The organism is Streptosporangium sp. NPDC000396 (genome assembly GCF_042898655.1).
Taxonomy (GTDB): Bacteria; Actinomycetota; Actinomycetes; order Streptosporangiales; family Streptosporangiaceae; genus Streptosporangium.
In genome coordinates this window covers 1-12,252 of sequence record NZ_JBIAZA010000043.1, presented here as the reverse complement: position 1 = coordinate 12,252, position 12,252 = coordinate 1, and the positions used below count along the sequence as shown (strand labels likewise).

Genomic DNA, 12,252 nt, shown 5'->3' with positions numbered 1-12,252 from the left:
CCGTCGTGGCGAGGGAGCGGATGATGGCAGGTCGGCGCAAGCGCAGGTCGCGGAAGGGCCGCGAGATCAACCTGGTCGGGTGGGCGATCGGGATCGGCGGGGCCGTCGTGGCAGGGAGGCTGCTGCTGAGCTTCGCCTCCGCGTACTGGCCCTATCTGGTCGCGGTGACCGTGCTGGCGCTCGTCGCGACCGTGGCCTTCCTCCTGCTCAAGGCACGTGCGGTGACGCGGCGGCAGCAGGAGTGGCTGGCCGCGCACCAGGAGCTGTCCAGGGTCGACCAGCTGTCCGGCCCCGACTTCGAAAAGCTGACCGCCGCGCTGCTGCGCCGCGACGGCTTCCGCGACGTCCGGGAGGTCGGCAGGACCGCCGACAGGGGCGTGGACGTGATCGCGATCGGGCCGGGCGGGCAGCGGTTCGCGTTCCAGTGCAAGCGCTACACCGGGACGGTCGGCTCGCCGGAAGTGCGTAACTTCCTCGGGGCGCTGGCCCATACTTTCGCCGGGCACACCGGCATCCTGGTCACCTCCAGCCGCCTCACCCGGCACGCGCTGGCCGAGGCACTGGCGGCCAAGCTGATCCTCGTCCAGCGCGACCAGCTCGCGAGCTGGCTGCAGGGCACACCGCTGACCGAGCTCTATCGATCTTGAGCGGCCCGGCGAGCATCGCTCACCTGAGGATTCGGAGATGCGCGAAGGCCCCCTCCCGCCCCGCGCGGGGAGGGGGTCCGGGCTGGTTGATCCACCGTGCGACGGCGGTCAGCCCTTGAGGCCGCTGAACGACATGGTGGCGATGAAATGGCGCTGGGCCAGGATGAAGGCGGCGACGAGCGGGAGGACCGCGACGACGTTGCCCGCCATGAGGGCCGACCATTCGGTGTGGCGGGCGCCTGCGAACGTGGACAGGCCCATCTGCAGCGTGTAGTTCTCCTCCGAGCTGATCGAGATGAGCGGCCAGATCAGGTCGTTCCACGAGCCGAGCAGAGTGAACACCACCAGCGCGGCCAGGGCGGGCCTGGCCAGCGGGAGCACGACCTTGAAGAACACGCCCAGGGGCGAGCAGCCGTCGATCCTGGCCGCCTCCTCCAGCTCGCGCGGCAGCGACAGGAAGAACTGGCGCATGAGGAAGACGCCGAACGCGGAGGCCAACCAGGGCACGAAGGCGGCGCCGAGGGTGTCGATCAGGCCGAGGTTCCGGAACATCAGGAAGGTCGGGATCATCAGGACCTGGGCCGGGATCATGATCGTCGCCATGACGGCGGTGAAGCCGATCCCGCGTCCCGGGAACGTGAGCCGGGCGAAGCCGTACCCCGCCAGAGAGCAGAGGACCACGTGCCCGGCCACCGCCACCGCCGAGACGACGGCGGTGTTGAGCAGCCAGCGCGGGTAGTCGTCCTCGGTGAAGATCCTGGCGAACCCGTCGAGGGTGAACTCCGACGGCCAGAACGCGGGCGGATACTTGTTGATCTCGGCGTCCGGCATGAACGCCGTCAGCGTCATCCACACCAGAGGCGCCACGAAGACCAGCGCCGTGGGCGCCAGGATCAGGTGGGCGAGCCAGGGGCGTTTCAACGGGCCTCCCCTCGACGGGTGTACCACAGGGCCAGGGCGGACGCGGCGAGAGTGACCACGAACAGGCCGTAGGCGACGGCCGCGCCGTACCCGGAGTGGAAGAGCTGGAAGGCCTGCCGGTAGAGGTAGAACACGATCACCGTCGTCGAGTCGAGCGGCTGGCCCTTGGTCGTGGTGTAGACGAGATCGAAGACCTGGAGCGCCGCGATGGTCTGCCAGATCGCGAGGAACACGGTGGCGGGCCGGAGCTGCGGCAGGGTGACGTGCCGGAAGACGTGCCTGCGCTCGGCTCCGTCCACCCTCGCCGCCTCGACCAGCTCCCTAGGGATGTCCTGCAGCGCGGCCAGATAGACCACGGCGGGCATGCCGACCCCGCCCCAGAGCGAGACCACGACGAGTGTGATCATCGCCTGGCCGGGATCCTGCAGGAAACCCATGCCCGGCAGGCCGAGCGCCTTGAGCCCGGCGTTGACGATGCCGAAGTCCGGGTCGAAGACGAAGTTGGCGAGAATGCCGGTGGAGGCGGCCGAGACGACGTAGGGGACGAAGACACACGTGCGGTAGAACCCGACGAGCCGGATCGGCAGGTTCAGCGCCGTCGCCAGCGCCAGTCCCAGGACCATCGAGCCCGGCACGAACAACACGGTGTAGAGCAGGGTGTGCCCGGCCGCCGCGCGCAGCTCCGTGTCGTCGAACATGTCACGGTAGTTCTGCAGGCCCACATACGACCCGCCGGTGATGAGATCGCCGTCCCTGAGCGAGAGCAGCAGGGCCCAGACCGCGGGGAAGACCGACAGGCCGACGATCACCAGGGTGGCGGGGAGCACGAACCCCCAGCCGGTCAAGCTGGGCAGGCGCCGCCCGCCACGCGTCCGCGCACCCGGGAGCGCCACCCCCGCCAGGCTCATCGCTGCTTCTCCAGGATCCGGTCGGCCTCCCGGGCCGCCCCGGCCAGGGCCTCCGCCGCGGGGGTCCCTCCGACGAGCACGTTCGCGATCGCGTCGCCGACCTTCTCCGACACCTCGGGATAGGCCTGTACGGCGGGGCGGGTCTGTTCGGCGTTGGCGAGGTTGCGGGTGAAGACACCCACGTCGGGGAAGTCCTCGGTGAACTTCTTGTAGGCGGGCAGCGCCGTCGTGGCCTTGCGGATCGGCAGGTTGCCGAGCCCGAGGGTCCAGCGGGCGTCCTGTTCCGGCTTGGTAAGCCAGGCGAGGAAGGCGGCCGCGGCCTTGGCGCGTTCGCCCCCGTTGTCGAACACCACCCAGTTGTCGGGACCGGCGACGGTCTCGTGGTTTCCGGCGTAGCCGGGAAGCACCTGCACGCCATAGGAGATCTTGTGATCGATGATGTCGAGGAGCGCCCACGGCCCCGCGATGATCATCCCGATCTTGCCGCTCTGGAACAGGGGCAGGAACTTCTCCCCGTTCTGGTCAAGGTAGACGGACTTGTCCTGGCGGGCCATCCCGCCCCACAGGTCGAGCGCCCCGGCGGCCTGCGGCGTGCCGAAAGCCGCCTTCTTCCCGTCCTCCGACAGGATGCGCCCGCCCTGCTGCCAGAGCATCGGCCAGAACCGCCACACGGTGTCCTCGCTGCCGGTGACGGGGTAGGCCGTGCCGTACACCCCGTCGCGGGTGAGCCGGGCCGCCGCGGCGCGGAAGTCGTCCCAGGTCCAGCCGGGCTGGGGATAGGGCACCCCGGCGGCGTCGAAAAGCTTCTTGTTGTAGATCACCGCGAGGTTGTCGACGACCGCGGGGACGCCGACGATCTTCCCGTCCACCTCTGCCACGGCCCGCTCCGACGGCCAGAAGTCCTCCCAGCCGAACGCGGGGTCCTTCACCGTCGCCGTCAGGTCGTACACCTGCCTGCTCTTGGCCAGGTGAGGCATCCACGACCCGTACATGTAGGCGATGTCGGGCGCCTTGCCTCCGGCGAGCGCCGCCTGGACCTTCTGCAGCATGTCGTCGACGTTGGTGGTGCCCACGGCCGGGACGATCCTGACTCCGGGATTGGCCCTGTTGTAGTCCTCGGCGAGCTTGTCGATCACCTTGGCCTGGTTCTCGACCTGGCCGTGCCACCACACGACCTCGACCGGTCCCCCGGCCCCGTCCTTCGCTCCCGAGCCGCAGCCCGCGAGCAGTACGGCGAGCAGGGCCAGCGCGGCGCCTCGTTTCATGACGGCCTCCTCAGGGGCGCGGGAAGCAGGTCGCCGTGGGCACGCGCCAGGTCGTCGCAGAGCTCCCAGATCTGCTCGACGGTCAGGGAGGCGGCGGCGTTGGGGTCGGCCATCACGGCGTGCCGTACGTGCTCGGGCCGGCCTTCGACGGCGGCCCGGACGGTGAGTTCGTTGACGTTGACGTAGGAGCGGTTGAGCGCGGCGCACTGCGCGGGGAGGTCGCCGACCGCGGTGGGCCGCACGCCGAGCGAGTCGACCACGCACGGCACCTCGACGACGCAGCCGTCCGGCAGGTTCGTGATCAGTCCCCGGTTCACCACGTTCCCGTGGATGACACGCGGCGTTCCCGTCGCCATGCTGTGCACGATCTGCGGCGCGTACTCCATGGTGGCCTCGACCTCGATCGCCCGGCCCGCCCGCAGCGCGTCCCTGGTCGCCTCGTAACGGCGCACGTTCTCCTCGCTGATGCCGAGATAGGCGCCCACCGGGATGCGCAGCCGCTCCACCTCGGACGGCTCGCGCAGGTACCAGGGCACGTACTCCGAGGAGTGCTCGCTGGTCTCGGTCGGGTAGTAGCCCAGCCGCCGGTACATGTCGACGCGCACCCGCCGCAGCAGCCCGGGATCGCGGGCGATGGCCTCGTCGAGCCTCGGGTACAGGCTCTCCCCTCCGGCTTCGAAGCGAAGCATCCACGCCTGGTGGTTGACCCCCGCCGCGAGGTAGTTCACCCGCTCGTACGGCACGCCGACCAGTTCGGCCAGGTCGTGCGCGGTCCAGTAGACCGAGTGGCAGAGCCCGACGACGTTGCGGACCGGCGTGGCCGCGGCGAGGTACCAGACGTTCATCGCCATGGGGTTGGTGTAGTTGAGCAGCCACGCGTCCGGGCAGACCTCGGCGATGTCCCGGCCGATGCCGTCGAGCACGGGGAACGTGCGGAGCGCCCGGAAGATCCCGCCGACGCCGATCGTGTCGCCGATCGTCTGGCGCAGGCCGTACCGTGCGGGGATCTCGAAGTCGGTCCGAGTCGCGCCGATCATGCCGACCTGGATGATGTTGATGACGAAGTCCGCGCCTTCGAGCGCGCGCCGCCGGTCCAGATGGGCGGAGATCTTCGCCGTGACCGCGCCCGTTCCCGAGATGACACGGGCCGCCGCCTCGGCGGTGCCGAGCCGCTCGGAGTCGATGTCGTGCAGGGCGATCTCCAGGCCGTCCAGTTCGGGGAAGGCGAACAGGTCGGCCAGCAGGCCCTGGGTGAACTCGACGCTGCCCGCGCCGAGGAATGCGATCTTCACTGGGGTTTCACCTCGTCCCAGCCGGGCTGGGCGGCCGTGCCGCCCGCCGCGCGGGTGGACAGGGAGCCGCAGGCGGCGGCCACGCGCATGCTCTCGTGCAGCGGCAGGCCACGCAGCCGGGCGGCGAGGAATCCGGCGTTGAAGCTGTCACCGGCGCCGACGGTGTCGGCCGGTTCGGCGGGCGGGGCGCCGGCGCGCACCACCCTGCCGTCTGACCAGCTCAGCGCGCCTTCGGCGCCGTTCTTGACGACCGGCAGCGGGCCCCGCGCGGCGAGCGACTCCACCGCCTTCACCAGATCGCCCGCGCCGCTGATGGCCAGCGCCTCGGCGGCGTTCGGCAGCAGGACGTCGGTGACGGCCAGGACCTCGTCCAGGCCGAGCCACGTGCCGGCGGGGTCGTCGTTCGTGTCGAGCGACGTGGCGGCTCCCGCCCGCCTGACCCGCTCGAAGAACCCGGGCAGCCCTTCGGCGAGGGCGGGCTGCAGGAAATACGAGGACACGTGGACGTGCCGGGCGACGTCCGCCGGGAGCCCGCCCACGGTCCGGTACGGCAGGCAGCCCGGCGCGGTGAGGATGGCCCGGTCGGCGCCGTCGGCCAGGACGACCGTGAGCGCGGTCGGACGCTCGCCGATCTCGCAGAGCGAGACGTCCACGCCGCGCTCGGACAGGGCCCGCAGGACGAACCGCCCGGCGGCGTCGTCCCCCACGAGCCCGGCGAAGGCCGTGCGCAGCCCGAGCCGGGCGGCGCCGCACGCGGTGATCGCCCCCGACCCGCCGAGCACGAGCGCGCCGTCCGTCACCAGTTCTTCTCGCTGGCCGTACGCCGGCCGGCGGGGCGCTCCGGAGAGCACCACGTCCGGGTTGGCGTCGCCGACGACCAGCAGGTCGAACTCAGACACCCCGGCACGGGACGCGGTAGGCGCCCAGGTCGAGCTTCTTCTTCAGCGCGTTGAAGTTCTGCGCGTTGGCCTTGGCGCAGAACCTGGACGTGGCCAGGTTGTATTCGACCTCGAAGACGGCCTTGCCGACCCTGACGAACTGGTCGTAGCCGTAGGAGCCGTTGTCGGCGGTGGTGCATTCGGTGTTCTCGAAGCACTGCTCGTTGATCGCGAAGTCGTAGTACGGCAGGAGCTGCGGGATCTGCGCGTTGTCGTTCTTGAGCGCGATCGACAGACCGCGTCTGTGCGCCTCGTTGGCCAGCCACGCGTTGTAGGCGAGCTGGTCGGCGGCCTTGAGCGGGAAGCCGGTGTCGTTGGTGTAGCCGTCGATGTTGTCCGGCTCGACCGCGTCGAACCCGGCGGCCTTGCACATGTCGAGCCTGGCCTTCATGATCTGGCCGAGCGGGCCGGCGTACTGCCGGATGTCGAGCCAGCGCTCGCCCTCCCAGCCGTCGAGCGGCTTGCCCAGCACGGAGGCGGGGAAGGAGGAGGCGTCGGGCCGCCAGTCCTCGAAGGATCCCGCGCTGATGTAGCAGACGACGCCCCGGCCCGGCTTGGCGTCGTGCAGGGCCTTGACGATGGTGCCGCTGCTCTTGGCCCCGAAGCCGTCGATGTCGTACATCTGCACGTCGAGGAAGGGCTTGGCGGGCAGCGACGAGAGCTGCCACTGCCAGCTCGTATTGAGAGCGGGCTTCCAGCAGCCCGCGCAGGGCTCGGGCGCGGGCAGCGCGCGGGCGGGGGCAGCGGCAACGGGTGCGGCAGGAGCTGCGGGGACAGGAGCTGCGGCGGGGGCCAAGGTAGTGGGGGCCGGGCTGGTGAGGGCCTGGGCCGGGGCGGGGGCGGCGACGGATGCCGCGGCGGCCAGGACGGCCGTGGAGACGATTGCCTGAAGGCGCATGGTCACTCCTCGCGAACAGGGTTCGGGGTTCGTGGCGTCATGCGCGCTGTTCCGCACTCTCCCGCAACGTCCTCGCCATGGACGCCGGAGTGGCGCGGCCCATAGGCGGCAGGACTCACGCCAGCACGCGAGGTCGACCTCTCTTCCTCGTCATTTCGCCACAGGATTGCGCGCTTGTGAGCGAAAATCAACCTTTTAGATCATAAAAAAACGATTTAGGTGCGGATCGTTTCCACGAGCCGGGTGCCAGGTTTCAGGTGCCGGGTGCCGGGTGCCGCGCGCCCACCCCGCCCGGCGGGCTCGATTCGTGGAGAGTTGGAGATCCCGGGCCTCGACATCCCGATCGCGGGCCGCACCTGCACGATCGAACTCTCGGGAGGTAGCCGATGCGACGAATCCCGACCCGCATGCTCACCGCACCGCTGGCCGTGACGCTGGGTCTCACCACACTCGCCCAGCAGCCGCCGTACAGGCCTGACGGAACACACGGCTCCGCACGCGCGTCCGTCACCGCCCGGTCGGCGGCGACCTACCCGGCGTGGACGTACGGCATGAAGGTCTGGCCCTTCGACATCCTCAACCCGGGCGACACCGAGGCGTCGATCCGCGAGCGCCTCGACGAGGCCAAGAACAGGGGCGCGAACACCGTCATCTTCTACCTCGAGGAGGAGCAGATGTACGACTCCTTCGTCGACGAGGCCGGTTTCCGGAACATGCTGACGAAGATCCGCCACCTCCTGGCTCAGGCGCACTCACGCGCCCTCAAGGCGGTCTGCTACCTGAACGGCGCCGAGGTCATCACCCGCGAGGCGGTGGACTCCAACGGCCGGCCGACCGGCAGGCCCACCCTGGCCAGTACGCATCCGGACTGGCTCCAGCAGGACATCTCGGGCCGGAAGATGGCGTTCACCACGACGACCAGGGTCGGCTGGGTTCCCCCGAGGGCCGCCGACGACTGGGCCTCGCCGTACAGCGGCTGGCGTGACTTCTTCAAAGGCCGCCTCACCACGCTCGGGGAAGCCGGGCTGGACGGTGTCTACATCGACGCGACCAGCCTCCCGGGTACGGTGTTCGGGACCTTCTGGGCGTCGTCCGATCCGGGCTTCGCCCAGGCGTTCAGGCAGGCGTACGGCCTGGACGTTCCGCGGGAGGTCGACTGGAACTCCCCCGCCTGGCGGAGGTTCGTCCACTTCCGCCACGAAGCCGTCCGCGACTACCTGGCCGATCTCGCCGGCACCGCTCGGGCCGGCGGCGTCACGCCGTTCTTCGAGATGTCCTCGCTCGACAACGAGACCGGCACCGAGCTGGGCAACGACAACCAGTTCACCGTCGGCGGCGGCATCGCCGTCTCCCCGGAGGTCGAACCGGCCGAGCTCGACGGCGGCTTCAAAGAGGCCTTCCGCGCCGCCAAGGCGAGCCGGGACGCCGACCAGACCTTTCCCATGTGGTTCCTCGGCTGGCCGGAAAGGAACGCCACCCAGGCCCGGCGGGAGTACGCGATCACCCTGGCGCTGTCCGGCAACTACTACCCGACCGACGGCAGCGCCTACCCGCCGAACGCGTTCCCGTTCCTCGACACCCTCCGGCCGATCCTCGACCGGCGGGTGCCGTACGCCAAGGCGGCGCTCCTCTATCCGATGCGCAGCAAGGACTTCACCTACCCCGGCCCCACGGTGCTCACGGCCTACAACGACGCCTTCACCGCTCTGGCGCGACGGCACGTGCCCTTCCGGATCGTTCCCCAAGACGGGTTGACCGCCGCCGACCTGGCCCCTGCCGACACCGTGGTCCTCGGCGGCGCCCAGTCGATGAGCGACCAGGAGCACGCCCTGATAGCCCCGAAGGCCGTCGCCCTCGTGGGCCCGGACAACGCGACCAAGGACCGCTGGTTCGAGCCGAAACCCCGCTCATTCCCCAACACCGTGCCCGTCACCGGCATCGGCCAGGGCCTACCTTTCACCGTGTCGGCCCCGACCGGCTCTTTCATCGAGTACTACACCGACCGAGACGACCCGAACCACTACTATCTGTTCTCCTACAACGACACCCCGTCCGGCGCGATCAAACTCACCCGCGCTCAGGGCGTGAGCGTGAGGATCCACAAACTCGACCGTCCGGCCACCGCTCAGAGCGGACCGACGGTGACGTCGAACATCGCCGCGAACGAATACCTCACCGTCCTCGACGTGACACTGAGCTGAGAAGTCGAGCCGAGAATCAGCCACACCAACGCGAAAATCAAACCCGCGCGCCTTGATGTGACAACTGGTGTATCAGGAGCTTGAGGAAGGCTCCGGGGTTCCATTAGGCCAGACACAGGGCGATGTGGCCGCTAGACCTAGCACAATGCCGTGATCATCCTCAGTGGGCGCAAGTGAGAGCAGGAAGTCGTCGGGTCGGGAGCGCCCTGAGATGTTGAGGCCGTTCGGGGAAGTGCCCTGAACATAATGGCCCTGCTGCTCCCAATATTGCTTGACCTGTCTGGCCACCTCAGCGACCTGGTCCTGAGGAATGTCCCGCAGATAGTAGGAGCGATTCATCACAACGCGGTCCTCTGAACCTCCATCGGTCGGATCGAGGCAACTATTAGGGTTAAGACTAGGACGGTAGAGGTCCAGTCGAGGTTTTGGCTTGATCACTGCAGCTGTCTCCTTGATGAGCTGCTCGACTCGAGCCAGCGCCTGGGCTTCAGTCATCGTAGGTTCGTTCACGGCTTCTCCTCCGGTACAACCGGCGACGAGCAAGGCAACGGCGACGATCATCACAGCGAGACGCAACATCTATTCTCCGGCCGGTATTGGCGAGAACTGCGGATGGGGTAGCGGCCTCTCAGTCGGCATCGCATATGGCATGCGTGGCGATGGGGAGGGCGGAGCAGTGGGAGACGGCGGGGTCACCATCTGCGTCGCAGGTGTTTCGGGAAACGGCAGGAGGTTGTCGTACTTACCGGTGACTAGATATCCGATGTTCTTGAGCGATGCCGAGTCGTCGTCCCAGTACTTCGAGTGAGCTTTGAAGCTAAGAAGGGAGTCGCCAGAGTTCGCGACGTAGAACTGTCGAGCGCCGAATCCAGGTGCGCTGGGGTCAACACCCAGCGCACCGCTCACTTTCGGTAGTCGAAGTGCGTCGTCGGTAAGAGTCCCGGTGAACTGGAGAGGAACGGAGCCCACATCGCCCACCGGATCGTTGGGCGCCTCCCCTACCCACACCGAATCAACCCCTAGGTCTTTCGCCTTCACCGCCCCCACGCCGGGACTTCCCACAAAAATCAGTTGATCCGCGAAGGTATGCGGACGCTGCTGGGCGGCCAGGCCCGTGACCGTCGACCCATAGCTATGTCCCAGCACGGTGAAACGGGCATCGGAAGCCGCCTTATGCGCAGCGTGCAGGCCATCGACGAAGCTGGCCAGCAGCGGAGCACCTTCCTCGGCGGCGTTCTTGTTCACGACCGTTCTGGTCAGGCTCAGAGTCGCATCCCACTGCGGAGCCCCATAACCGAGCCAGGCAATGGAGGCGGTCTTTTTGTTCGGCTGGAAAAAGTTCGCCTGGTCCCACATGACGGCTGCGCGCTTGGAATCGTCGCCGCCGAAGCCTTCTAGCACGGTGCCAGTGCCAGGGACATAGGCGACCAGGTTGTCAGCTTCATCGGGATTTCCGAACGAGACGGCAGTCTTACCCGAACCTCCCAGCTCCAACTGCAACAGGAACGCCGGAGGGCGGCCGTTCTGCCCGCCGAGTGCCAGTCCCTTTTCCACGGCCTCGATCTGCCGCATCTTCAGTTCCAGCTCTTTGATCGTTTCGTTCGTCTTCCCCATGGACCTGTAGAGCTCTGTCGGGTCTTCAGGGACTGCGGTCCTGCGGACGTTCGGGTTGACGATGAGATTCTGTCGCGACTGCTTGAGGCGCTCCTGGGTCTCTGCCCAGGATTTACGCAGCCGCTCCAGTTCGGCGGTGATCGCGGCCTTCTGAGTGGTCAGATATTTACGGTTGGCCTGGTCCTGGGTTGTGGCCGGGAGGCCGTTCAGGCTTCCGACCAGGTTCGGGGAGGCGGCGATCAGCCGGTCCTGGGCCGCAGGGCCCAGTTGCCGCCACCATACGTTGAGCCGGGCGGCCAGGGTCTTGTCCTTGCCTGTCCGTTGAATGTCCAGCAGCGTTTTCAAGGCTGCGACGTCCCCGTTGCCTGCGGCGGCTGTCAGCTTTCCGATCCCAGCCGAATCGGGTGCGTGCCCGCCGAACAATCCGAACCCGGCCATCGCCTGATTGGTCATGCCGGAGTCGTGTTGCTGCTGGATCGTGGTCAGCCGCCGGCGCAGGTCTCGCGCCTGCTCGTCCGCCCAGACTCCGGCGTCGGCCACCTGTCGGCCGGAGGACGCGGGAAGACACAGGGCCGACAGCTCGGCGCTCAGCCGCCGACCGGCCTCGGGCAGTTCCTGTCCGACCCGCTGCAGGTCGGCCACCAGGCGGTTCATGGCGGCGACGTCCATCCCGGAGAAAGAGGTCGGCGATGCCGCCATCACGCTGATCGACGTCGAGAACGACGGCGCGTGCGCCTGTCCACCGAGTTGCCTGATCCGCTGCGCTATCAGCTCGGCGGCCGATCGGAAGGCCTGTTGCATGGTCGTGCGCCGAGCCGCGAGCGTCGAGGTGAACGCCGGGGCTCCCCCGCCGACCCACGCGTGTGCCGCCATGCACCGCATGCACGGATCCAGCAACTGGACATGGCCTTCGGCGAGCCGTACGACCCGCGATAACACCGCCTCTAATTCCGCCGCCGTATTCGCCGCCACAACGCGCCAGAATCTCACACAGTTCAAATAGCAGCAAGATCTTGCATTGAATTCACCCTAATCCGACATTCAACCCAAAAGCTCGCCACAGGTCACGAACCTCGATTGAGATAACGAAGCCCTCGGTATATGAGGCGCCGGCCGGCCACACCACGGCCAGGCCGCCGACAGGCGGTGGACCGCAGGTCGTTAAGGGATAAGAATGAATTTTATGGCTTTCGACATGTTTTCGGGGCTGCTGCCAATCTCGGTGGTGCTGGCCGTGATTCTGTATGGGGCTACCCTCGCCAGGAACGCCAACCTGGCCGACGTCGCGGTGTCCGACGGAGAGGTCCTGATCAAGCCACGAGGCGTGTTCAGATTCCTGTCGTTCCGATGGAGCATCCGGATTCCCGCCGAGTCCATCGAATGGGCGGCCGTCATAGATGTGAACAGCACCTATCCTCCGGGAATGCGGTTTGGGGCGACGTTCTTTCCCGGTCTCACCGCAGGAACCTTCACTGACGTGATCTCAGCGAATTGCCGGTAGGTAGTTGTGCTCGAAATGGGTGAGGACAAGCGCTGCGCGGGCGATGTCGCCGATTCTGCTGGGGCTG

General features: G+C 67.8%; 11 protein-coding genes. 3 read left to right on the top strand and 8 right to left on the bottom strand.

Annotated features, from left to right (window positions below; all coding sequences use genetic code 11):
• Positions 1-23 precede the first annotated feature (23 nt).
• Positions 24-647 carry a restriction endonuclease gene (locus ACFY2X_RS42705; protein ID WP_389949702.1) on the top strand — a complete coding sequence of 208 codons (624 nt, stop codon included), beginning with the start codon at positions 24-26 and terminating at the stop codon, positions 645-647.
• Positions 648-755: 108 nt separating this feature from the next.
• Here the strand turns inward: ACFY2X_RS42705 and ACFY2X_RS42700 are convergent, their stop codons facing one another.
• Genes ACFY2X_RS42700 through ACFY2X_RS42675 form a run of 6 tightly spaced genes read right to left on the bottom strand, consistent with a single transcriptional unit; the run spans position 756 to position 6,869 of the window.
• Positions 756-1,568, bottom strand: coding sequence for a carbohydrate ABC transporter permease (locus tag ACFY2X_RS42700; RefSeq protein ID WP_389949699.1), 813 nt, complete (start codon positions 1,566-1,568; stop codon positions 756-758).
• The gene (locus ACFY2X_RS42695) at positions 1,565-2,476 is read right to left on the bottom strand and encodes a carbohydrate ABC transporter permease (RefSeq protein ID WP_389949696.1); all 912 of its coding nucleotides are present in this window, start codon (positions 2,474-2,476) and stop codon (positions 1,565-1,567) included. The genes ACFY2X_RS42700 and ACFY2X_RS42695 overlap by 4 nt, the downstream gene beginning before the upstream one ends.
• Positions 2,473-3,741, bottom strand: coding sequence for an ABC transporter substrate-binding protein (locus ACFY2X_RS42690; RefSeq protein WP_389949693.1), 1,269 nt, complete (start codon positions 3,739-3,741; stop codon positions 2,473-2,475). Before ACFY2X_RS42690 ends, ACFY2X_RS42695 begins: the two co-directional genes overlap by 4 nt.
• Positions 3,738-5,033 (bottom strand): alpha-glucosidase/alpha-galactosidase, encoded by a 1,296-nt coding sequence (locus ACFY2X_RS42685; RefSeq protein ID WP_389949690.1) that lies wholly within the window; start codon positions 5,031-5,033, stop codon positions 3,738-3,740. The genes ACFY2X_RS42690 and ACFY2X_RS42685 overlap by 4 nt, the downstream gene beginning before the upstream one ends.
• On the bottom strand, positions 5,030-5,932 hold the full coding sequence (locus ACFY2X_RS42680; protein ID WP_389949687.1) for a carbohydrate kinase family protein: 903 nt from the start codon (positions 5,930-5,932) through the stop codon (positions 5,030-5,032). The genes ACFY2X_RS42685 and ACFY2X_RS42680 overlap by 4 nt, the downstream gene beginning before the upstream one ends.
• Positions 5,925-6,869 carry an endo alpha-1,4 polygalactosaminidase gene (locus ACFY2X_RS42675; protein WP_389949684.1) on the bottom strand — a complete coding sequence of 315 codons (945 nt, stop codon included), beginning with the start codon at positions 6,867-6,869 and terminating at the stop codon, positions 5,925-5,927. The genes ACFY2X_RS42680 and ACFY2X_RS42675 overlap by 8 nt, the downstream gene beginning before the upstream one ends.
• A 386-nt stretch (positions 6,870-7,255) precedes the next feature.
• On the opposite strand from ACFY2X_RS42675, the gene ACFY2X_RS42670 reads away from it, so the two are divergent.
• Positions 7,256-9,070, top strand: a complete 1,815-nt coding sequence (locus ACFY2X_RS42670; protein WP_389949681.1) for a hypothetical protein — start codon at positions 7,256-7,258, stop codon at positions 9,068-9,070.
• Between the two features lie 72 nt (positions 9,071-9,142).
• On the opposite strand, the gene ACFY2X_RS42665 is transcribed toward ACFY2X_RS42670, so the two are convergent.
• Both ACFY2X_RS42665 and ACFY2X_RS42660 read right to left on the bottom strand, forming a co-directional pair.
• A complete protein-coding gene (locus ACFY2X_RS42665) occupies positions 9,143-9,649 on the bottom strand; it encodes a hypothetical protein (RefSeq protein WP_389949679.1) in 507 nt (168 codons plus the stop codon).
• Positions 9,650-11,656, bottom strand: coding sequence for an alpha/beta hydrolase (locus ACFY2X_RS42660; RefSeq protein WP_389949676.1), 2,007 nt, complete (start codon positions 11,654-11,656; stop codon positions 9,650-9,652).
• A gap of 211 nt (positions 11,657-11,867) precedes the next feature.
• On the opposite strand from ACFY2X_RS42660, the gene ACFY2X_RS42655 reads away from it, so the two are divergent.
• Positions 11,868-12,185: a hypothetical protein gene (locus ACFY2X_RS42655; RefSeq protein ID WP_389949674.1), complete on the top strand. Its 318-nt coding sequence runs from the start codon at positions 11,868-11,870 to the stop codon at positions 12,183-12,185.
• Positions 12,186-12,252 lie beyond the last annotated feature (67 nt).

What these genes read in the sequence shown, in the direction of transcription:
- ACFY2X_RS42655 (WP_389949674.1), top strand. Translation starts at nt 11,868, where the DNA reads ATGGCTTTCGACATGTTTTCGGGGCTGCTGCCAATCTCGGTGGTGCTG.
- ACFY2X_RS42675 (WP_389949684.1), bottom strand. Translation starts at nt 6,869, where the DNA reads ATGCGCCTTCAGGCAATCGTCTCCACGGCCGTCCTGGCCGCCGCGGCA.
- ACFY2X_RS42690 (WP_389949693.1), bottom strand. Translation starts at nt 3,741, where the DNA reads ATGAAACGAGGCGCCGCGCTGGCCCTGCTCGCCGTACTGCTCGCGGGC.
- ACFY2X_RS42695 (WP_389949696.1), bottom strand. Translation starts at nt 2,476, where the DNA reads ATGAGCCTGGCGGGGGTGGCGCTCCCGGGTGCGCGGACGCGTGGCGGG.
- ACFY2X_RS42670 (WP_389949681.1), top strand. Translation starts at nt 7,256, where the DNA reads ATGCGACGAATCCCGACCCGCATGCTCACCGCACCGCTGGCCGTGACG.
- ACFY2X_RS42705 (WP_389949702.1), top strand. Translation starts at nt 24, where the DNA reads ATGGCAGGTCGGCGCAAGCGCAGGTCGCGGAAGGGCCGCGAGATCAAC.
- ACFY2X_RS42665 (WP_389949679.1), bottom strand. Translation starts at nt 9,649, where the DNA reads ATGTTGCGTCTCGCTGTGATGATCGTCGCCGTTGCCTTGCTCGTCGCC.